Origin of the sequence: Macrococcus bovicus (assembly GCF_030376725.1) — a bacterium.
Classification (GTDB): Bacteria; Bacillota; Bacilli; order Staphylococcales; family Staphylococcaceae; genus Macrococcus; species Macrococcus bovicus.
The window spans coordinates 1,282,604-1,303,638 of sequence record NZ_CP128470.1 but is presented as its reverse complement, the minus strand read 5'-3'; the positions used below and the strand labels follow the sequence as shown (position 1 = coordinate 1,303,638).

Sequence of the window (21,035 nt, the reverse complement as noted above, 5' to 3'; positions counted from 1 at the left end):
GTTAAGACCTGTGGGGCTTTTTTGAAGGAGGAGCAATATGAATATCAATCCAAATAATGTGGAGATTCTGATTAGTGCTGTCAGGCCGGAACAGTATCCTGATACCGGCCTGAAGGAAATCGCACTTGCCGGTCGTTCCAATGTCGGTAAGTCGTCATTCATCAATACGATGATCAACCGGAAAAGTATGGCGAGAATTTCCTCGAAGCCCGGCAAGACGCAGACCCTGAACTTCTTTAACATCGATGAGCAGCTGGTGTTTGTCGATGTGCCGGGATACGGCTATGCCAAAGTCTCGAAGACTGAGCGGGAACGCTGGGGAAAGATGATTGAAACCTATTTAACGACACGCGAAACTCTGGCAGCAGTCATCCAGCTTGTCGATATCCGCCATGAACCCTCGCAGGATGACGTACTGATGTATGACTTCCTGAAGCATTACGATATACCGACGATTATCATCGCGACAAAGGAAGATAAGATTCCAAAAGGGAAAATCCAGAAGCATCTGAAAATCATCAGACAGGCCTTGGAGATCGATCAGAACGATACATTGATCAGCTACTCCTCATTATCTAAGGAAAAGAACCCGGTCATCTGGCAGGCCATTGAACGTTATTTATAAACACATCCTGTTACAGCGGGGCGAGTTAGTGCTATAATAGGAGTAATGGCTATATTGGGGGCGACAGAAATGCATATTGTTGTAGTGAGTGTCAATCACAGAACAGCAGACGTCAGCTTACGGGAACAGCTGACTTTTTCAGAAATGAATATTGAACAGGCACATTCAGCACTGATTAATCAGAAATCAGTACTGGAGGGTGTCATCGTATCGACTTGCAACCGGACAGAAGTCTATGCAGTGGTCGATCAGATTCATACAGGACGTTACTATGTGAAAGCATTCCTTGCTGAGTGGTTTGATGTGTCTATGGAGACCGTCAAAAGTGTGACGAGTGTTAAAGTTGATGATGAAGCAGTGAGACATTTATACAGAGTGACAGCCGGCCTTGATTCGATCGTCTTAGGTGAGACACAGATTCTCGGGCAGATCCGTGACAGTTTCCTCCTGGCACAGAGTGAAGGAACGACGGGCACTATTTTTAATAAGCTGTTTAAAGAAGCGATTACCCTGGCAAAACGTGCGCATTCTGAAACAGATATCTCTTCCAAGGCGGTCTCAGTTTCGTATGCGGCAGTTGAACTGTCGAAGAAAATACTGGGTTCTCTGCAAGGCAAACGCATTCTGATTATCGGTGCGGGTGAGATGGCAGAGCTTGCGCTTGAAAATCTGGCGGGCAGCGGTGCCAAAGATATCACCGTGATGAACCGGACGGCAGAAAAAGCTGAAACATTAGCAGGCCGTTTCGGTGGCAGACATCTGCTGATGGAAGAACTTCAGTGCGCGCTTCTTGAGAATGATATCGTTATCTCTTCGACAAGTGCACGTGATTATATTATTACAGCGGACATGATGGCTCACGTCATGAATTTACGTCCTGCCCATCCGCTGGTGCTGATAGATATCGCTGTACCCCGTGATATTGATCCGGCAGTCGGCGAACTGGACCTTGTCTTCAACTATGATGTCGATGACTTGAAAGGTCTGGTTGATGCCAATCTCGCTGAACGTGAAAAAGCCGCTGATAAGATCACAGGTATGATAGAGACAGCGATCATCCAGTTCCTTGACTGGGTCAATATGCTCGGTGTGGTTCCGGTCATCACTGCATTGCGTGAGAAAGCACTGCGCATCCAGGAGACGACGATGGACAGCATCGACCGTAAGATGCCGGACTTGTCTGAACGTGACCGCAAAGTGATTTCCAAGCATATGAAGAGTATCATCAACCAGATGCTGAAAGATCCGATTCAGCAGGCGAAGGAACTGAGCGGCAGTGCCAATCGCGAAGAGCAGCTGCAGTTTTTCCAGGAAATCTTCAACATTACAAACGAAGTAGAAACACATAGACGCTCAGACAGTAAACCGATGCAAGGACAGCTGGAACCAGGAAATGGGTGATTAGATGTCTGAGTTACTGACAGTCAGAATTAATGAGGCAATACTCTTCATTTACATGATGAGTATTGCCTGTTATTTGATAGATTTTATCGACAAGAATAACCGTATCAAGAAAATAGGTTTTGTGCTCCTGATCGTTGTGCTGGTGATGCAGACCTTGATGATCGGTCAGTTCTATCTGACAACTGGCCGTTTTCCGGTGCAGACGATTACAGAAGGCTTCTATTTCTTTACGTGGCTGATCATCATCGCCTCAATCGTCATGTCAGAGACGACCCGGACTGAATTCTTAGGGTTTATGATGAACTTGATCGGCTTCATCTTTATGGCGATTCATACGTTTCAGCCGGTGGAATATCAGTCTCATACCACAGTCTCACATATGATGAACGAGCTGCTGATGGTACACGTGACGCTGGCAATAGCGGCGTACGTGACTTTTCTGATCGCTGCGATACAGGCCGGGCTTTATCTCTATCAGATGCGCAATCTGAAAAATAAGAGATTCACCCAGAAGTTCTTCAGGATGAATGATCTTGCCTCTATCAGCCGCTCCGTCAATCATTTCAGCATCATCGGCTTTATCCTGCTGCTTATCTCACTGGTGCTCGGTGTCCAGTGGGGACTGATACTGATCGGGCCTTCCATCTGGCTGGACAGTAAAGTAGTCGGTTCAGCGATTGTGCTCTTGATATACGGGATTTATATTTATTTCTTCACATACAAAAAAATGAAGTTGAACAGACTGATGGAAATCAATATCATGTTCTTTCTGATCTGTATGGTCAATTATCTGATCATCAGCAGATATTCAGAGTTTCATCAGCTGATTAATTAGGAGGATTATTATGGTGAAAATCGTAGTGGGAACGAGAAGAAGTCAACTGGCTTTAACGCAAAGCAAGCAGTTCACAGATTCTCTGCAGGCGAAGTTTCCTGAGCTGGAAATTGAGTTCAAGGAAATCGTCACACAAGGTGATAAAATCGTCGATGTACAGCTCTCTAAAGTAGGAGGGAAAGGACTGTTCGTCAAAGAGATTGAACAGGCTCTGCTCAACAAGGAGATCGATATTGCGATTCACTCACTGAAAGATGTCCCTAGTGTCCTGCCGGAAGGATTGATACTCGGCTGTATTCCAGACCGTGAAGATCCTCGAGATGCCTTTATCTCTAAAAATCATACGAAACTCAAAGACTTACCGGCAGGCAGCGTTATCGGTACGAGTTCACTCCGCCGCGGCGCTCAGATTCTGAATCAGTATCCGCATCTGAAGATTGAGTGGATACGGGGTAATATCGATACGCGTCTGAACAAGCTGAAGAACGATGCCTACGACGCGATCATTCTTGCGGCAGCCGGTCTGAAACGCATGGGCTGGAATGCAGACACGGTGACGGAATATCTTGAACCTGAAGTCATGCTGCCGGCGATCGGGCAGGGTGCGCTGGGAATCGAATGTCGTGCAGACGATGAAGTTGTCCTCAACATATTGAAAGCCGTGCATAATGACGATGTGGCACGCTGCACACAAGTTGAACGCGATTTTCTGCGCCTGATGGACGGCAGCTGTCAAGTACCGATTGCGGGACACGCAGTTGTTGAGAACGATGAAATACACTTCCGCGGACTCATCATGTCACCGGACGGCAGACAGCGTTTTGCGAGCGATATCCGCAGTAACGATACGGCGTCAATGGGTGAAGAGGCGGCGGCTGAAATGAAAGAAAACGGTGCTTATGCGATTATTGAGGCATTAAATATAGAAGGAAGTCGATCATAATGAAGCCAGTTGTAGTGATGACTGATAGTGGACAAACACAGACAGACGAAGTTGAGCTCGTTCATATACCGCTTATCGGTATAGAAGTGCTCCCCGTACGCAGTGACTATCATCAGCACTATGACTGGCTTATTTTTACGAGTCAGAACGCGGTGGAGCTGTTCAGTCAGCTTTATGACATCACAGCAGATCACATCGCGGCGATAGGCGTTAAGACGCAGGCAGCCCTTGAAGAGCGGGGCTATACGGTAGACTACATTCCAAGCGAGTATAATCAGGAGTCATTCATCGCTGAAGCGGGGCGTCGCTTTGATAACAAGCGAATCTGTCTCCCCGCCAGTACGCAGGCCAGGCCGGCACTGAGCCAGTTTCTCGGCACTCGTGGTCAAGTGGACCGTATTGACCTGTACAGGCCGGCGCCTTCTCGTTCGGCTGCAGAACAGATTCATGCTATGATTGAAGCGCAGAAAGTAGACGTTCTGACTTTTATGAGTCCGTCAGCTGTAGATGCGTATTACAGTTTATACGCGCCTGTTGAGATTACAGTGGTCGCAATTGGCCCTGTGACACGTAACAGGCTGTCCGACTACGGACAAGAATGTGTGATGCCTGAAGAAGCGACTAAAGAACAGATGATTATCAAAATACTGGAAATGAGGGAACAGAATGAATTTTGACCGACATAGACGTTTAAGAAGTTCAGCAGTGATGCGTGATATGGTGAGAGAGACTACTTTATCCAAGAAAGATCTCATCTATCCGATCTTTGTGATTGAACAGGATAATATCAGAAATGAAGTCCCATCCATGCCTGGTGTCTACCAGCTGAGCTTGAATATGCTGCATGAAGAGCTGAAGACGACGTACGATGCGGGCATCAGAGCAGTGATGTTCTTCGGTATCCCGAATGAAAAGGATGCCTGCGGAACGGGTGCCTTTATCGATGATGGTATCATCCAGAAAGCCACACGATTATCGAAGGAACTTTATCCGGATATGCTCGTACTTGCTGATACGTGTCTCTGTGAGTATACCGATCATGGTCACTGCGGTGTGCTGGACGACCATGGCCATGTCCTCAATGATGAAACGTTGCCGCTGCTTGTCAAGACAGCAGTATCACAGGCGAAAGCAGGAGCAGATATCATTGCACCGAGCAATATGATGGATGGTTTTGTGCAGGCGATTCGGGCGGGGCTCGATGAAGCAGGCTTCTATCATATACCGATCATGAGTTACGGCATCAAATATGCCTCTGCTTTCTATGGCCCGTTCCGTGATGCAGCAGAGAGTACGCCTGGTCAGGGCGACCGTAAAGGTTACCAGATGGATCCGGCCAACCGCTTAGAAGCGATGCGTGAACTGGAAAGTGATCTTGCGGAAGGCTGTGACATGATGATTGTCAAACCGGCCCTCAGTTATCTTGACATCATCCGTGACGTCCGCAACCATTCAAACATACCGGTCGTGGCCTATAATGTCAGCGGGGAATACGCGATGACTAAAGCAGCTGCACTTAACGGCTGGATTGATGAGGAACGTATCGTCATGGAACAGATGATTTCAATGAAGCGCGCGGGCGCAGATATGATCATCACCTATTTCGCAAAAGATATCTGTCATTACTTAGATAAAGGAGCATACTAATGAGATCAGAGCAAGCATTCAAAGAAGCAGTGAAAGTGATGCCGGGTGGCGTCAACAGCCCGGTGCGTGCATTTAAGAGTGTGGATATGGATCCGATATTCATGGACCACGGTAAAGGTTCTAAAATCTATGATATAGACGGCAATGAATATATTGACTATGTACTCAGCTGGGGTCCCCTGATTTTAGGGCATGCGGATGATAAGGTGACAGCAGAACTGTCAAAAGCCATCCAGAAAGGAACGAGTTTCGGCGCGCCGACAGAACTTGAAACGAAGATGGCTGAGCTCGTGATTGAACGTGTGCCGTCAATCGAGATGGTACGGATGGTCTCAAGCGGTACTGAAGCGACGCTCGCGGCCCTCCGTCTAGCGCGTGGCTATACAGGGCGTAACAAGATCCTGAAATTTATCGGTTGCTATCATGGTCATAGCGACAGTTTACTCATTAAAGCAGGTTCAGGTGTGGCGACTCTAGGTCTGCCTGACTCACCGGGCGTGCCTAAAGGGACCGCTGAAAATACCATTACTGTGCATTACAATGACTTAGAAGCGGTTAAGACTGCATTCGAGAAATTCGGCGATGATATTGCCTGTGTGATAGTAGAGCCTGTGGCAGGTAATATGGGCGTGGTGCCGCCGGTAGAAGGTTTTCTCCAAGGACTGCGGGACATCACAAATGAATATGGTTCACTGCTGATCTTTGATGAGGTGATGACAGGCTTCCGGGTAGGCTACAACTGTGCCCAAGGTTACTTCAATGTGACGCCGGATTTAACTTGCTTGGGGAAAGTGATCGGCGGAGGTCTGCCGGTAGGCGCATTTGGCGGACGGAAAGACATCATGGAGCACATCGCGCCGGCAGGTGATATTTATCAGGCCGGGACATTAAGTGGTAATCCGCTCGCGATGACAGGGGGCTATTATACGCTGAGTCAGTTAACGCCAGACAGTTATGCGCATTTCAATCAATTAGGCGATCAGCTGGAAGCAGGACTCACAGAAATATTTGCCAAGCACGGTGTGCCTATTACAATTAACCGCGCAGGCAGTATGATCGGCTACTTCCTGAATGAGGAAAAAGTAACGAATTTTGAAGTTGCATCTAAATCAGACCTTAAATTATTTGCGGCCATGTATAAAGAAATGGCAGCACAGGGCGTCTTCTTACCACCGTCACAATTTGAAGGGATGTTCCTGTCAACCCAGCATACTGCTGAAGATATTGACAAAACGCTAGACGCATTTGATAAAGCGCTAAGTGCCGTCAAATAAGGGTTTTAGCCTACTCTGATTATACGAAATATAAAAATAATCAATATTTTTTGACGATTTATGTTTATAATTCTGCATTCAGGCAATATTATTCATGTAAATAAAATTTACAAAAAAATATAACCTATGTGGAGGTAAGTCAAATGGCTAATAACAACAATAACAGAAACGACAAAGATGTTATCTATGATTCAGAGCGTGATCGTCACGTAACACACACAGTGGACAGCACTACTCATCGTGATGGTGTAGCTGGAGACCGTGTTAAAGAAACAACTACAACTCGTGAAACTCGCCATGTTGCTCACGAAGAACCTAAAAAGAAAAGTCCATGGCCATGGTTAATTCCATTATTACTTCTTCTTTTAGCTATTCCATTCTTATTAAACCTTTGCAACAATGATAAAGATGACAAAAAAGAAGAAAACAAAACAGAAGAAACTACAACTGAAAATGCAACTACTGAAGAAGCGACTACTGAAGAAACAACTACAGAAGAAGCTACAACTGAAGCAAACGCTGGTGGTTTTGACTTAGCTTCAATCATCAACTTTGATTTAGCTGCATAATAACAGTTAACCGTGAACATTGTTCACGGTTTTTTTTGATTTTAAGGATATAAAAATGACAGTTTCTGTAGAGAAACTGTCATTTTACTAGAAGATAAAGTTAAGAATAAGATTGAGAATGATAGTGAGAATAATAGATGCGATGATAGAGAACATGCATCCTGTCGTTCCGCCGAAGTATCTGATCACTTTTTTGCCCTCCCTTTCGTTATAATGAACTATACCCGTTTCTATTGTCTTAAACATAGGAGGTGAGAGGAGTTGTTATTATTAATCATTTTTTTGGCGGTGCTGTTCGGGTTATGCCTGATGATGATACATATGATCCTTCCCTGGCTGTTCGGACCGATGATCGCTGCAGCGACCATCAGCAAAATAAGTGGCAGAACAATCATATGGCCGAAATCGCTGGCAGATTCAGGTCTATTTATTTTAGGGGCGCAGATCGGAACCACTTTTACCTGGCAGGTCCTGACAGATATCCGCAAGGACTTGTTCCATATCATCCTGCTGAATATCCTCATCATTGGTGCAGCTATTCTGCTGTCGTTCATCTACAGAAAAATGACGCGCTGCAGCTATGAGACAGCATTGCTCAGTGCTGTGCCCGGGGCGCTGAGTCAGATGATCGTCATGGCCGAGGAGAATAAACGGGCGGATCTTCTTGCCGTTACCTTGTCACAGACCTCGCGTCTGTTGTTTGTAGTGATGATTGTCCCGTTTATTGCATCGTTCGGCAGAGGCGGAAATACAGGAGGCGTGATGCACAGTGACGCCATTTTTCAGGTGCTGTCCTTTGACCGCCTTTTATTCATCATCAGTTTGACGGGTTTATTCTTTCTGCTGCTCCGGCGTATTCATTTTCCGGTTCCCCAGCTGCTGGCGCCCATCTTTATCGTTTCAGGATGGAATATAGCGACAGGGGTCAGTTTTTCCATCCCTTATGTCTGGATTGCAGCCGCTCAGCTGTTATTTGGGGTCCGCATCGGCCTGCAGCTGGTGGAGTTATCCAGCAGTCTGTCGCTGAGACTCTTTTTCGGTATCGCTGTCCAGAACATCCTGCTGATCTTAGTGACCTTCATCGCTGCTGTAATGATGACGGGTCATCCCTTTAACGATGTCTTTTTAAGTCTGGCACCAGGCGGTATGGCTCAGATTATTATCGTTGCACTGGAGACAGGCGGCAATATTGCCATGATATCCAGCTATCATATCTTCCGTATTTTCTTTATTCTTCTGATCGTTGCACCCTTGATGCAGGTTATGCTGAAGCGATTTGACAAGACAATTTAAATCCGCTAATATGAGATTATTCAATAAGGTTTCGGGAAGAGTAGGTCCGTGATGACTGGAAAGAGAGCATAGGGTTGGTGAAACTATGCAGCATCTAAGACTGAAGGTAGCCCGCATATGGTCTTATACTGAACGCGAGTAGGTATAAGCGTGTACGAGCGTTAATCGTTTGAGTGCAGCTGCGGCTGAATTTAGGTGGTACCACGAGATTATTCCCGTCCTATTCTTATAGGACGGTTTTTTTATTGAGTAAAATTAATTACTGGAGGTATTTTGATGGATACTAAATATAATCCCAAGTTAGTGGAAGAAGGACGCTACCAAAAGTGGCTGGATGCAGAACTGTTCAAGGCAGAAGATAATGATGACAAGCAACCCTTTACGATTGTGATTCCGCCGCCGAACGTCACAGGCAAGCTGCATATCGGTCATGCATGGGATACGACTTTACAGGATATCATCACACGTATGAAGCGTATGCAAGGCTACAATACACTTTACCTGCCTGGGATGGACCATGCAGGGATCGCGACACAGGCAAAAGTAGAGGCGAAGTTAAGAGAAGAAGGCATCAGCCGACACGATATCGGCCGTGCGAAATTCCTGGAACATACGATGGCATGGAAAGAGGAATATGCGGAGACTATCCGTTCTCAATGGGCGAAGATGGGACTCGGCTTAGACTATTCACGTGAGCGGTTCACACTGGACGAAGGCTTAAGCGACGCCGTCAAACGAGTCTTTGTCGATATGTACAACAAAGGTCTGATCTACCGCGGCGAACGTATCATCAACTGGGACCCTGCAGCACGTACAGCGCTCAGTGATATCGAGGTCGTGCACGAAGAAGTTGAAGGTGCGTTCTACCATATGAACTATCCGCTGACAGATGGTTCAGGCGTCATTGAGATTGCGACTACACGGCCGGAGACGATGCTCGGGGATACAGCGGTCGTCGTTCATCCGGAAGACGAACGCTACAAGGAGATGATCGGCAAGACAGTCCTGCTGCCTATTTTAGAACGTGAGATTCCGATCATCGGTGATGACTACGTTGAAATGGACTTCGGTACGGGTGCGATGAAAGTAACACCTGCCCATGACCCGAATGACTTTGAAATCGGGAACCGTCATGATCTGCCGCGTATCAACGTTATGAACGAAGACGGTACGATGAATGACAAGGCAGGTAAATATGCGGGTCTTGACCGCTTTGACTGCCGGAAGCAGCTCGTTAAGGACCTTGAAGACAGTGGCATTTTAGTTAAAATTGAAAAACACGTCCATCAGGTCGGTCACTCAGAACGGAGTGGTGCAGTCGTTGAGCCTTATCTGTCCACACAGTGGTTCGTTAAGATGGCCCCTCTCGCTGAACAGGCCCTTAACAACCAGGAGACAGATGACCGCATTGATTTTGTGCCGCCACGCTTTGAGAATACCTTTAACCGCTGGATGGAAGGCATCCATGACTGGTGTATCTCCCGTCAGCTGTGGTGGGGGCATCAGATTCCTGCCTGGTACCATAAGGAAACAGGTGAAGTATACGTCGGTGAGACAGCACCTGAAGACAGCGAGAACTGGGTCCAGGACGAAGATGTACTCGACACCTGGTTCTCAAGTGCACTCTGGCCGTTCTCAACGCTCGGCTGGCCGGATACAGATGCCGCAGATTTCAAGCGTTTCTATCCGACCAATGTGCTGGTCACAGGCTATGACATCATCTTCTTCTGGGTGGCGCGAATGATCTTCCAGGGACTTGAATTTACAGACCGTCGTCCATTCAATGAAGTGCTGATTCACGGCTTAGTACGTGCTGAAGACGGCCGCAAGATGAGTAAATCACTTGGCAACGGTGTAGATCCGATGGATGTCATCGATGAGTACGGTGCCGATGCGCTGCGCTATTTCCTTGCGACCGGTTCAACACCAGGTCAGGATTTACGTTATTCCACAGAGAAAGTAGAAGCCAACTGGAACTTTATCAATAAAATCTGGAATGCCTCTCGCTTCAGTCTCATGAATATCGGTGACGACTTCACAGTAGAGGATATTCATCTGGACGGTAAGAAATCAGTAGCGGATAAATGGATTCTGACGCGCCTGAATGAAACAATCGAAGAAGTGACACGTCTAGCTGATAAATATGAATTCGGTGAAGTCGGCCGCAGTCTCTACAACTTTATCTGGGATGATTTCTGTGACTGGTATATTGAGATGAGCAAGATTCCGATGAACGGCGACGATGCAGAGGCTAAGCAGATGACGCGTTCAGTCCTTGCTTATACGCTGGATCAGATTATGCGCATGATGCATCCATTTATGCCGTTTGTCACGGAAGCAATCTGGCAGAACCTGCCGCATGAAGGGGAATCCATCGTGACAGCAAGCTGGCCGGTTGTGCATCCAGAACTATCGGATGCTGCCTCTAAACACGAGATGGAGCAGCTCATGGAGATTATCCGTGCGGTGCGGACATCACGTAATGAAGTGAATACACCGATGTCTAAGGCCATTCCGATGCTGATTAAAGCCAACAACGATGACCATCTGAACCACATCGAGGCGAACCGTCACTACCTTGAACGCTTCTGTAACCCGTCGACACTGGAAATCTCACTGTCACCGGACGTGCCTGAGAAAGCGATGACGACAGCCGTCTACGGAGCAGAAGTCATTCTGCCGCTTGAAGGTTTGATTGACATGGACAAAGAACGTGAACGTCTGACTAAAGAACTTGAAAAATGGCAGAAAGAACTCGACCGTGTCAACGGGAAACTTGCCAATGAGAAGTTCGTATCAAAGGCACCTGAGAAAGTCATCAACGAAGAGAAAGAAAAGCAGGCCCTATATACAGAGCGCTATAATGCAGTGAAAGAAAGACTTGAACAGTTGAAAGCGTAGGGATGATGATGGACTATTTAGAGAGTTTATACTGGATACACGAACGGACAAAGTTTGGCATTAAACCAGGTGTCAGACGCATGGAATGGATGCTTGAGCGCATGGGTAACCCGGAGAGAAATATCAAGGGTATCCATGTCGTCGGCACGAACGGCAAAGGATCGACTGTCAGCTATCTGAAAAACGCACTGATGGCGAATGGCTATGAAGTGGGAACCTTCACTTCACCGTATATTGAAACATTTAATGAACGGATCAGTCTGAATGGCAGCCCGATTACTGATGATGAGATTGTGACACTTGTAGAAAAAGTGAAACCGGTCAGTGAAGCATTGGCAGAAGAGACAGATTTAGGTCCTGCTACGGAATTCGAAGTGATGACGATGATGATGTTTGTCTATTTTGGTGAGGTTCATCCTGTCGATTTCGCTGTGATAGAAGCGGGTCTCGGAGCCAAGCACGATTCAACAAATGTGTTTCAGCCGATTATGACCATACTGACCAGCATCGGTCTCGATCATACGAATATTATGGGTGATACTTATTTAGATATCGCACGAGAAAAAGCAGGCGTCATCAAACCGGGCGTCACGCTGGTCTATGCGATTAAAAACGACGATGCGAAGCAATATGTCAATGAAGCGGTAGCAGAAGCAGGTGCTAAAGGCATTAAGCTGGACCGGGATATTCAGTGTGTCTCGGCAGGTGAAGAGTTCACTTTCCGTTATAAAGATTATGAACTGGAAGACATCCGTCTGAAGATGCTCGGTCATCATCAGCAGGAGAATGCATCACTTGCCATTGCAGCGCTGATTGATATGTACGAGCAGGGTATGCTGCATCTGGATTTCAATAAAATGGTGTCAGCGATTGAAGAGACTACCTGGACTGGACGAATTGAAACAGTGCAGGAGGAACCGACCATCATCCTCGACGGTGCACATAACCGCGAATCAATCGACGTACTCGTTGAGACGATGAAGACGTATTACAGCGACCGCAGAATCGATGTCTTATTTTCAGCGATCGATGGTAAGCCGATCGGCAGTATGCTCTATTCACTGGAAGAAATCGCTGATCGGTTCTACGTCACTGAATTTGATTTTCCGAAAGCATTGCCGGTCGATACCCTCTATGAATCCGTTGAGCATGACCAGAAGATGAAAATCAAGGATTACGGTGAATTCATCAAGAATTACAATGGAGACCTTCTACTCGTAACAGGCAGTCTCTACTTTATCAGTGCAGTGAAAGCTTATCTAAAAAAATAAATTTAGGGTGATACCAGGCGGAAGCCTGGTATTTTCTTTATATTATTTAAATATTCAGAATTAGGGAAAAGGGAAAGGAGAAGAGACAAAGGGGTTGGTTTTTAAGATGAAAAAGACTTTGAAGATGCCGCATACATATGCACTGCTGTTAATTCTAGTAGCCTTTGCCTGTGTCATGACTTATATCATTCCGGCAGGTATTTATGACAGGGAGAATGTGGACGGAAGAAAGCAGGTTGTTAATGATTCATATCATCATGTAGCTCAGCAGCCGGTAAGTCCGATAGAAATATTCAGGGCAGTACCGACTGGACTTGTAGAAGCAGGGGAGATTGTATTCTATATCTTTTTGGTTGGTGGTGCATTCGGGATTATACATAGAACAGGAGCCATTAAAGTCTCTGTTTTTTTGGGGGATGAGTGTGAGAACCTGAGAAACGGAAGCAGGAGAGTGAGAAACGTCCCGCAAAGTGGATCTGCGGGACGATACGCTTGGGAAACGGAAGCAGGAGAGTGAGAAACGTCCCGCAAAAGGGATCTGCGGGACGATACGCTTGGGAAACGGAAGCAGGAGAGTGAGAAACGTCCCGCAAAAGGCACCTGCGGGACGATACATATCAAAGTCTCACTCTCTTTTTATAAAAGATAGTTGATTTTATCCTTATCATGTACTATAGTATATTACAAGATAGCTATCGATATTTTTTTGAATAACTATCTTATAAAGTAAGATAGTTATGAGGGGGCATGGATTGTGGCGGTGTATGATCAGATGATGAAGGGACTGCTGGATGGGGCTATTCTGGGATTGATTGCCCAGGGTGAGACATATGGTTACGAAATTTTAGAGAAGCTGAAATTGAATGACTTTCCGGAAATCAGTGACGGCAGTATTTATCCCGTATTGCTCAGGCTGGATAAAAAAGGCTATGTGACCACACGGATGGTCAAGTCGGATAATGGGGGCCCGAAGCGGAAGTACTATACCCTCACAGCAAGTGGGACAGAACAGCTGATTATTTTCAAGCGGAAATGGACAGCTTTGAATCATGGCATGAACAATTTAATGAGGAGTGTGGAAGATGTTAAGTAAAAAATCAGAGCAGTTTTTAAACAGTGTCAGAATGGAACTGATGAAACGGGGTAAGAAAGATGAAGATATCGAAGCGGTGACTGATGAATTAAGAGATCATCTGACTCAGGCTGAAAAACGTGGTAAGAGTGTGGAGAGTATCACAGGAGGTTCGCCGGATGCATACATCGATTCAATCTCGAAGGAAATGCCCTTTGACCATTCATTCATTAAGACGATGATCGGCGCATTGTTCGCAATCCTGGCATTCTTTACTATCCCGAGGCTCGTTGCAGGCCAGTTTGAGATGTCAGTCGAACGGTTGATCTTCTACGGTCTATTAATAGTCATCTTGCTGCCTCTGGAATTCTGGTTACTGATGACGATGTTAAAGAAATACGGTCATACGAGACAAGGTTATTTTGCGCCTCTTCTGATTGCATTTTTAGGCTTTGCTGTTATTTTAGCAGGGGAGTTCTATCTACGTGCCAATGAAGGAGCATCCATCATCAACTTAGATAGGCATATGAGTCTATGGCTGGGGCTGATTCTGCTGCTTCTTTTCATCGGTTTCTGCGCGATGCATAAAGCGTGGTTCTATATCGGTGTCATGGTCTATCTCGTATTGCCGGATCTAATCGCTCGGATCTTGACGGATCAACCCGCCGGCAGTAAAGAATTCGTCAACATTTCATCATCCATCTTTCTCATGCTGAGTGTCGTCGCATTAGTCGGAGCTATGGCCTTCTATTCCAGATTTAAGAAAAATAGCCATTAAGTCATGAATCATCAGCGTGTCAATAGGAGGAAACTTCCTGAGATAAGTAGTACACTCATAATGACTGCTAAATGGAGCTGGACGGGACGATGAATTTTAAAGGCATAATAAGTTCTCTCTCTTTCTATCATTGCAGATATTGTAACACAGGGGGTATGATTCATGAAAATTGGTTTTATCGGGACCGGCGTCATGGGCGCGAGCATGGCAGGTTATCTGACAGGTGATCTGTATGTATATAATCGCACGAAGCATAAAGCACAGGGACTTCTTGATAAGGGTGCTATCTGGTGCGACAGTCCTGCTGCATTGGTGCAGGAGGTCGACATCGTTTTCACGATGCTGGGGTATCCGGATGATGTGCGCGAGATGTATTTAGGGGAAACAGGCTTAATCGCGAATGGTAAGAGCGGTCAGATCATGATTGACTGTACGACGTCAAGCCCGGAACTTGCAGCTCGGATTGCAGAGGAAGCTCTAGAAAAAGGCATCGCCATACTGGATGCACCTGTCAGCGGTGGTGACATCGGTGCTAAAAATGGGACTCTTTCCACGATGGTCGGTGGCGACGCTGCAGCATTTCTGACAGTAGAGCCGCTGCTTCAGGCTTTCAGTAGCAGCGTCAGTTACTTCGGTCCCGCCGGCAGTGGTCAGCACACGAAGATGGCGAATCAGATTGCGATAGCATCCGGTATGATCGGTGTGGCCGAGAGCCTTCACTATGCTAAGTCAGCGGGTCTTGATGTGGAGCGTGTACTTGAGACGATTGCTAAAGGCGCAGCCGGCAGCTGGTCACTTTCTAATTTAGCCCCGCGTATGCTGTCCGGTGATTTCAAACCCGGCTTTTATACGCATCATTTCCTGAAGGACATGAAAATAGCGCTGCAGGAAGCGGAGAAGATGGAGATCAAACTTCCCGGCCTCGCGTTAGCGTACAGCCTTTATGAGGCGTTATCCGACGACGAGAAAATGGAGGACGGCACCCATACGATCATTCATTATTATGAAAATGATAAAGAGTAGACGATGTCTGCTCTTTTTTGCTGTTTTTCTTTAAATGAGGTGACTTTGCTGCAGAATTTCATCAAAGTGAGTGTTTTGATGAAATTCTGCAGGCATTGCTGGCCCTTTTTATCTTTTTCTGCTTTTTTACACGGAGCAGTCTATCCTTTAAAGTGAAGTTAAGAAAAGAGGTGACTTATGGTTGTAGCAGTACTCGGCAGTTTCATCGGCTCTTTTATGCTCTGTCTCACTTATTATGAAGGTTCTTTATTCAGGCGCTCACAGTGTGACAGCTGTCATGCTGAGCTGTCATGGTATGAATTAATGCCGCTCGTCAGTTTTATCATACAAAACGGGAGATGCCGCAGATGTGGAAACCGGATACCGGTTTATATCTTTCTGACAGAGCTGCTGTTTTTCGTGCTCTTTTTTCTTTTCATTTCAGAGAGCAGTTCAGCGCTGTATGCCGCCTGTATCTCATTTCTGGTTCCGCTCGCAATTTATGATATTTATCATTTCAAAGTGCCTGATCATATGCTCTTGCTATTCGCCGGCGTTCTACTGATGATTTGTTTTCCGCTCTTGCTGGACAGCCGGCATTTAATCTCTTCAGGCATGCTGATTATGCTGCTTCATCTATTTTATCTGCTGACCGGTAGTATCGGTTACGGTGATATCAAGCTGCTGTCCTTATTTGCTCTCTTTCTGCCGCTTACCTATTTTCTGCTGATCTTTATGCTCACTTATTTCATCGGAGGTATGACTGTCATCTGCTTCTTGTTCTACAAGCATAATCTCAGAAAAATACCGCTTATCCCTTTTATCACAGCTAGTACGCTGCTCGTATTCAAATTCTACGATGAACTTTATACTATATACTTTGGAGGATTTCTATAATGCTAGCGATGTTAAAACAAGATCAGCCGCGTGAACGGCTGATGACGTACGGGCCGGAACAGCTGACCAATCAGGAGCTTCTTGCCATCATCATCAATACAGGCAGTAAAGATGAGTCTGTCCTGGAAGTTGCCAACAAGCTGCTGACGTCTATGGGCAATATTCGGGACATGCGCTACTTGACACTGCAGGAGTTGCGGGAAATCAAGGGCATCGGAGAGAAGAAGGCGGTGACGATGCTCGCCATGATAGAACTCGCGGTCAGAATGCATACACATTCTCTTGAAGACCGCGTGAAGATCAAATCCCCGCAGTGTGTCGCTGACCTGCTGATGGAACGCCTGCGTTACTATACCCAGGAGCATTTTATCGCCCTTTATTTGAACACGAAGAATGTCGTGATCCATGAGCAGGTCATCTTTAAAGGTTCACTCAATGCGTCGATTGTTCATCCGCGCGAGGTATTCAGAGAAGCGGTCAGACGTTCTGCTGCCAGTATTATTGTCTGTCATAACCATCCCTCCGGTGATCCGACGCCTTCTGTAGAGGATATCGAGGCGACGAAGCGCCTGATCAACTGCGGTACGTTATTTGGCATCGAGCTGCTGGATCATATTATTATCGGGGACGGTGTTTTTGTCAGTATTAAGGAGAAGGGACTGTTGTAAATTTTTTGTGAAGTATTTCGGAAAACGAAAAAAAGTGTTGTCAGTTTAAATTATTTGAATTATGATAATATTGAAAATAAGAAAAGGAGGAGATTAATATGCGCAATGAATATCCGCGTCTGTCATTACAAATTAATTTGTCCTCCTCGTATGAGTCACACTAATTAAGACAGAGGAGGAGTCTCTCTTCCGTTGTTGAGCACATGCTTTCCATTAGGGGAGGTATGAGCTTTTTGTGTTTCTATGAGGAGTTAAGAAGGAGGATTTACATGTTTGATGTACTATTTAAATTAGGCTGGTTTTTCAAGCAGGAGAAGAAACGCTATTTAATCGCAGTTCTTCTCTTACTGATAGCGAACGTCGTGGAGATTCTGCCGCCGTGGCTGATCGGTAAGACGATTGATGCCATTACGCTCGGCAGTCTTACAACCGCACGCTTTTATGAGATAATCGCCGCATTCATTGCGCTGATTATCATCGGCTATCTGATCAATTATGTCTGGAGATTTCTGCTCTTCAACGGTTCTCAGCTTCTCGAGAGTCTGATGAGAAGGAAACTGATGGCGAAATTTCTCTCCATGAGTCCCGGCTATTATGAAAAAAACCGTACAGGTGACCTGATGGCTCGGGCAACAAATGATTTGAGTGCCATCCGGCAGACTGTCGGATTCGGTATACTCACACTGATTGATAGTACGACGTATCTGGTGACCATCATACTGATGATGGGTTTTGCTATCTCATGGAAGCTGACGCTTTTTGCGATGCTGCCGTTGCCGCTTCTCGCCATTATCGAGCAGCGTCTAGGTAAGATGATCCATAAACGCTATACCATCAGTCAGGATGCCTTCGGGGATATGAATGATGATGTCCTGGAGTCGATTGAAGGGATCCGAGTGACACGGGCATTTGCACAGGAAGACAATCTGAACCGACGTTTCAGTAGAATGACGACGGACGTCGTGGATAAGTTTATGGCAGTCGAAAAGCTGGATGCATTGTTTAAGCCGCTGACGATTATCGTGACGATGATCAGCTTTATCATCGCTCTCGGTTACGGCAGTGTACTCGTCAATCGTGGCGAGATTTCAATCGGTGATTTAATTGCCTTCAATGTCTATCTCAATATGATGGTATGGCCGATGTTTGCCATTGGTCTGCTCTTCAACATTATGCAGCGCGGGAATGCCTCACTCGACCGTGTGATGGAAGTCCTGGAGACCGATGACGTCATGGCGGACTCGGTTGATTCACTTGTTGCACCTGATCACCATGTGTCATTCGATGCTGTCCACTTCCAATATCCCTCAAGTGAACAGGTCAATTTAAAAGCGGTCAATATTGAACTTGGTGTCGGAGAAACGCTCGGTATTGTCGGACCGACAGGTAGCGGCAAGACTACCCTGATCCGTCAGATCTTAAAAGAGTATCCAGTCGGTGAGGGCCGGATCACACTCGGAGGTGTTCAAATCGGTCAGCTGACTAAACGTCAGGTCCGCGAAAAAATCGGTTACGTCTCACAGGAAAACATTTTATTTTCACGCTCAGTCAGAGACAATATCCTGTTCGGCCGGCCGGATGCCAGTGAAGAAGAGATTGCGCGTGCAATAGAGCTCGCGAGTTTCACTGAAGATGTTAAACGCCTGCCGCAGGGTCTGGATACACTGGTCGGTGAAAAAGGGATTGCCATCTCCGGTGGTCAGAAACAACGGATTTCAATCGCACGTGCCATGATTAAAAATCCGGATATTCTGATCCTTGATGACTCCCTGTCAGCAGTCGATGCTAAAACAGAGACAGCGATCATCGAACACATACAGCAGTCCCGCAGTGGAAAGACGACCATCATTTCAACGCATCGTCTGTCTGCTGTCCAGCATGCTGATCTGATCGTTGTGCTTGATAACGGCGAAATTATCCAGCAGGGTACGCATGCATCACTTATCAGACAACCGGGCTGGTACCTGGAGCAGTTCAACCGTCAGCAACTGAGAGAGGAGGAGAAGTAATGTCTAATTCAAAACGATTGCTACATGAAGCACTTAAGTTCAAGAAGCTCTTTGTCATCGGCTTTCTTTTCCTGGCAGGTGCTGTCGTAGCTGAACTGATCGGCCCGGTGATTGCGATGAAGATCATAGATGACCATGTGAAAGAGGCAGCGGGTACCATTGATCTCGCACCCATCATGCAGCTGCTTGGTATCTATGCGGTCATCGCGCTTGTCAATGCCGTATTCAGTTACTATCAGACGCTGTATTTCCAGAATGCAGGCTCCAATGTCATCATGAATCTCAGAAATAAGCTGTTCAGACATATGCAGAAGCTGCCGATCAAGTATTTCGATACACTGCCGGCGGGTAAAGTGGTGGCGAGAATCACGAACGATACGCAGACAATCTTAGAGCTGTTTACTGTGCTGCTGCCGACCTATTTGTCCGGTTTTGTTAATATTATTGCGATTATCGTCGCTATTTTCTTCTTCAACTGGAAAGTGGGACTAGCAGCGTTCCTTGTCGTGCCGTTGCTCATCGGCTGGCTGGTGGTCTACCGCAGACTGTCTGATGAATACAATCAGGTGACACGTGAAAAGAACAGTGATATGAATGCGATGCTGAATGAATCGATCAACGGTATGACGATTATTCAGGCGTTCAATCAGGAAGAGAAGATTCAGCAGGAATTCAATGAACTGAATGATGATTACTTGCGGAACTATTCCCGTATTATTCAGCTGGACTCACTGACCAGCCATAATCTAATGGGCACCATTCGTTCCGTGATCTTTGCGGTGATGATCTATGTGTTCGGTTCTACATTTCTGAGCGGCGAAACTGCCCTGACTGCCGGTATGATGTATGTCATTGTTGAATATCTGACCCGACTGTTCAATCCGATGTATAACCTCGTCAATAATTTGAGCGTCCTCGAACAGGCGCGCGTCTCTGCAGACCGTGTCTATGAGATGCTCGACGAACCGGCTGAAGTCCCGGAGGACCACACCATCACTCAGTTAGAGGGTGATGTCGTCTTTGAAGATGTGTCATTCGCCTACAAAGAAGGCGAGTATGTCTTGACGGACATCAATATTCATGCTCGCCGGGGTGAGACAGTCGCGCTCGTCGGCCATACCGGCTCAGGAAAAAGCTCGATCATGAACCTCCTCTTCAGATTCTATGACCCCACTAAGGGACGGATTCTGATGGATGGTGTGGATGCTAAGTCGGTTACGAAAGCTTCACTCCGCAGTCATATGGGGATTGTTCTGCAGGACCCGTATCTATACAGCGGGACCATTCTCAGCAATATCACGCTTAATGATGAACGGATTTCACGCGAGCGCGCAGAAGCAGCACTCGAAGCGGTCGGTGGGTCAAGAGTCCTTGATACGCTGGAAAACGGCATTGATTCACCGGTAGTGGAAAAAGGGAATACATTATCCAGCGGCCAGCGTCAGCTGATTTCATTCGCACGCGCGCTGGCCTTTGATCCGGCTATCCTGATACTGGACGAGGCGACCGCAAGTATTGACTCAGAAACGGAGTCGGTCATTCAGCAGGCGATGGACGTTCTGAAAGCGGGCAGAACGACATTTATTATTGCGCACCGGCTGTCCACCATTAAAAATGCGGATCAGATTATAGTGCTGGATAAAGGCAGAATTATTGAACGCGGGACTCATCGGACACTTCTTCAGTCTGGTGGTCAATATGCCAAGATGTATCAGCTTCAGTCTGCCAATAGTCAGTAAATCATGTTATATTAGAAGTAATTGCCGAAGGGCAATTACTTTTTTTTGATGCCGCCTTCTGTCGCAAGGTGAATCCGCAGCGCAGCAGGGGCTGACGAATAAGACACT

Annotated in this window: 19 protein-coding genes and 1 other annotated feature; all 19 genes read left to right on the top strand. The window is 46.5% G+C overall.

The window, feature by feature from the left end; genetic code table 11:
* The first annotated feature begins 37 nt into the window (after window positions 1-37).
* The 19 genes from yihA to QSV55_RS07005 all read left to right on the top strand — a co-directional run bounded on the left by yihA (window position 38) and on the right by QSV55_RS07005 (window position 20,927).
* On the top strand, window positions 38-625 hold the full coding sequence (gene yihA / locus QSV55_RS07095; RefSeq protein WP_289649636.1) for a ribosome biogenesis GTP-binding protein YihA/YsxC: 588 nt from the start codon (window positions 38-40) through the stop codon (window positions 623-625).
* A 69-nt stretch (window positions 626-694) separates the two neighbouring features.
* Window positions 695-2,026, top strand: a complete 1,332-nt coding sequence (gene hemA, locus QSV55_RS07090; protein WP_289649635.1) for a glutamyl-tRNA reductase — start codon at window positions 695-697, stop codon at window positions 2,024-2,026.
* A gap of 4 nt (window positions 2,027-2,030) precedes the next feature.
* Window positions 2,031-2,864, top strand: a complete 834-nt coding sequence (locus QSV55_RS07085; RefSeq protein ID WP_289649633.1) for a cytochrome C assembly family protein — start codon at window positions 2,031-2,033, stop codon at window positions 2,862-2,864.
* A gap of 10 nt (window positions 2,865-2,874) precedes the next feature.
* Complete coding sequence (gene hemC, locus QSV55_RS07080; RefSeq protein WP_289649632.1) at window positions 2,875-3,807, top strand: hydroxymethylbilane synthase; 933 nt, start codon at window positions 2,875-2,877, stop codon at window positions 3,805-3,807.
* On the top strand, window positions 3,807-4,484 hold the full coding sequence (locus QSV55_RS07075; protein ID WP_289649631.1) for a uroporphyrinogen-III synthase: 678 nt from the start codon (window positions 3,807-3,809) through the stop codon (window positions 4,482-4,484). The genes hemC and QSV55_RS07075 overlap by 1 nt, the downstream gene beginning before the upstream one ends.
* Complete coding sequence (gene hemB, locus QSV55_RS07070) at window positions 4,474-5,454, top strand: porphobilinogen synthase (RefSeq protein WP_289649630.1); 981 nt, start codon at window positions 4,474-4,476, stop codon at window positions 5,452-5,454. The genes QSV55_RS07075 and hemB overlap by 11 nt, the downstream gene beginning before the upstream one ends.
* On the top strand, window positions 5,454-6,728 hold the full coding sequence (gene hemL / locus QSV55_RS07065) for a glutamate-1-semialdehyde 2,1-aminomutase (protein WP_289649629.1): 1,275 nt from the start codon (window positions 5,454-5,456) through the stop codon (window positions 6,726-6,728). Before hemB ends, hemL begins: the two co-directional genes overlap by 1 nt.
* Window positions 6,729-6,871: 143 nt before the next feature.
* Window positions 6,872-7,297 carry a hypothetical protein gene (locus tag QSV55_RS07060; protein ID WP_133450874.1) on the top strand — a complete coding sequence of 142 codons (426 nt, stop codon included), beginning with the start codon at window positions 6,872-6,874 and terminating at the stop codon, window positions 7,295-7,297.
* 261 nt (window positions 7,298-7,558) lie between these two features.
* Complete coding sequence (locus QSV55_RS07055) at window positions 7,559-8,590, top strand: AbrB family transcriptional regulator (RefSeq protein WP_289649628.1); 1,032 nt, start codon at window positions 7,559-7,561, stop codon at window positions 8,588-8,590.
* Window positions 8,591-8,613: 23 nt separating this feature from the next.
* Window positions 8,614-8,816, top strand: a binding site (T-box leader).
* Between the two features lie 44 nt (window positions 8,817-8,860).
* Entirely contained in the window at window positions 8,861-11,491 is a 2,631-nt protein-coding gene (locus tag QSV55_RS07050; RefSeq protein WP_289651063.1) for a valine--tRNA ligase, read from the top strand.
* 8 nt (window positions 11,492-11,499) lie between these two features.
* The gene (locus QSV55_RS07045) at window positions 11,500-12,762 is read left to right on the top strand and encodes a bifunctional folylpolyglutamate synthase/dihydrofolate synthase (RefSeq protein ID WP_289649627.1); all 1,263 of its coding nucleotides are present in this window, start codon (window positions 11,500-11,502) and stop codon (window positions 12,760-12,762) included.
* A gap of 106 nt (window positions 12,763-12,868) precedes the next feature.
* Window positions 12,869-13,279 (top strand): hypothetical protein, encoded by a 411-nt coding sequence (locus tag QSV55_RS07040; protein WP_289649626.1) that lies wholly within the window; start codon window positions 12,869-12,871, stop codon window positions 13,277-13,279.
* Window positions 13,280-13,516: 237 nt separating this feature from the next.
* Window positions 13,517-13,855 (top strand): PadR family transcriptional regulator, encoded by a 339-nt coding sequence (locus QSV55_RS07035; RefSeq protein WP_289649625.1) that lies wholly within the window; start codon window positions 13,517-13,519, stop codon window positions 13,853-13,855.
* On the top strand, window positions 13,845-14,612 hold the full coding sequence (locus QSV55_RS07030) for a DUF1129 family protein (protein ID WP_289649624.1): 768 nt from the start codon (window positions 13,845-13,847) through the stop codon (window positions 14,610-14,612). Before QSV55_RS07035 ends, QSV55_RS07030 begins: the two co-directional genes overlap by 11 nt.
* A gap of 162 nt (window positions 14,613-14,774) precedes the next feature.
* Window positions 14,775-15,635, top strand: coding sequence for an NAD(P)-dependent oxidoreductase (locus tag QSV55_RS07025; protein ID WP_289649623.1), 861 nt, complete (start codon window positions 14,775-14,777; stop codon window positions 15,633-15,635).
* 177 nt (window positions 15,636-15,812) lie between these two features.
* Window positions 15,813-16,511: a prepilin peptidase gene (locus QSV55_RS07020; RefSeq protein WP_289649622.1), complete on the top strand. Its 699-nt coding sequence runs from the start codon at window positions 15,813-15,815 to the stop codon at window positions 16,509-16,511.
* The gene (radC, locus tag QSV55_RS07015; protein WP_289649621.1) at window positions 16,511-17,179 is read left to right on the top strand and encodes a RadC family protein; all 669 of its coding nucleotides are present in this window, start codon (window positions 16,511-16,513) and stop codon (window positions 17,177-17,179) included. The genes QSV55_RS07020 and radC overlap by 1 nt, the downstream gene beginning before the upstream one ends.
* A gap of 269 nt (window positions 17,180-17,448) precedes the next feature.
* The gene (locus QSV55_RS07010; RefSeq protein WP_289649620.1) at window positions 17,449-19,188 is read left to right on the top strand and encodes an ABC transporter ATP-binding protein; all 1,740 of its coding nucleotides are present in this window, start codon (window positions 17,449-17,451) and stop codon (window positions 19,186-19,188) included.
* Window positions 19,188-20,927, top strand: coding sequence for an ABC transporter ATP-binding protein (locus tag QSV55_RS07005; protein ID WP_289649619.1), 1,740 nt, complete (start codon window positions 19,188-19,190; stop codon window positions 20,925-20,927). Before QSV55_RS07010 ends, QSV55_RS07005 begins: the two co-directional genes overlap by 1 nt.
* Window positions 20,928-21,035: the final 108 nt, after the last annotated feature.

Excerpts from the sequence above, each read along its gene's own strand:
- QSV55_RS07085 (WP_289649633.1), top strand. The coding sequence starts at position 2,031 with ATGTCTGAGTTACTGACAGTCAGAATTAATGAGGCAATACTCTTCATT.
- QSV55_RS07060 (WP_133450874.1), top strand. The coding sequence starts at position 6,872 with ATGGCTAATAACAACAATAACAGAAACGACAAAGATGTTATCTATGAT.
- hemB (WP_289649630.1), top strand. The coding sequence starts at position 4,474 with ATGAATTTTGACCGACATAGACGTTTAAGAAGTTCAGCAGTGATGCGT.
- QSV55_RS07030 (WP_289649624.1), top strand. The coding sequence starts at position 13,845 with ATGTTAAGTAAAAAATCAGAGCAGTTTTTAAACAGTGTCAGAATGGAA.
- hemC (WP_289649632.1), top strand. The coding sequence starts at position 2,875 with ATGGTGAAAATCGTAGTGGGAACGAGAAGAAGTCAACTGGCTTTAACG.
- hemL (WP_289649629.1), top strand. The coding sequence starts at position 5,454 with ATGAGATCAGAGCAAGCATTCAAAGAAGCAGTGAAAGTGATGCCGGGT.
- QSV55_RS07045 (WP_289649627.1), top strand. The coding sequence starts at position 11,500 with ATGGACTATTTAGAGAGTTTATACTGGATACACGAACGGACAAAGTTT.
- QSV55_RS07020 (WP_289649622.1), top strand. The coding sequence starts at position 15,813 with ATGGTTGTAGCAGTACTCGGCAGTTTCATCGGCTCTTTTATGCTCTGT.
- QSV55_RS07005 (WP_289649619.1), top strand. The coding sequence starts at position 19,188 with ATGTCTAATTCAAAACGATTGCTACATGAAGCACTTAAGTTCAAGAAG.
- yihA (WP_289649636.1), top strand. The coding sequence starts at position 38 with ATGAATATCAATCCAAATAATGTGGAGATTCTGATTAGTGCTGTCAGG.
- QSV55_RS07025 (WP_289649623.1), top strand. The coding sequence starts at position 14,775 with ATGAAAATTGGTTTTATCGGGACCGGCGTCATGGGCGCGAGCATGGCA.
- radC (WP_289649621.1), top strand. The coding sequence starts at position 16,511 with ATGCTAGCGATGTTAAAACAAGATCAGCCGCGTGAACGGCTGATGACG.
- QSV55_RS07010 (WP_289649620.1), top strand. The coding sequence starts at position 17,449 with ATGTTTGATGTACTATTTAAATTAGGCTGGTTTTTCAAGCAGGAGAAG.
- hemA (WP_289649635.1), top strand. The coding sequence starts at position 695 with ATGCATATTGTTGTAGTGAGTGTCAATCACAGAACAGCAGACGTCAGC.
- QSV55_RS07040 (WP_289649626.1), top strand. The coding sequence starts at position 12,869 with ATGAAAAAGACTTTGAAGATGCCGCATACATATGCACTGCTGTTAATT.
- QSV55_RS07075 (WP_289649631.1), top strand. The coding sequence starts at position 3,807 with ATGAAGCCAGTTGTAGTGATGACTGATAGTGGACAAACACAGACAGAC.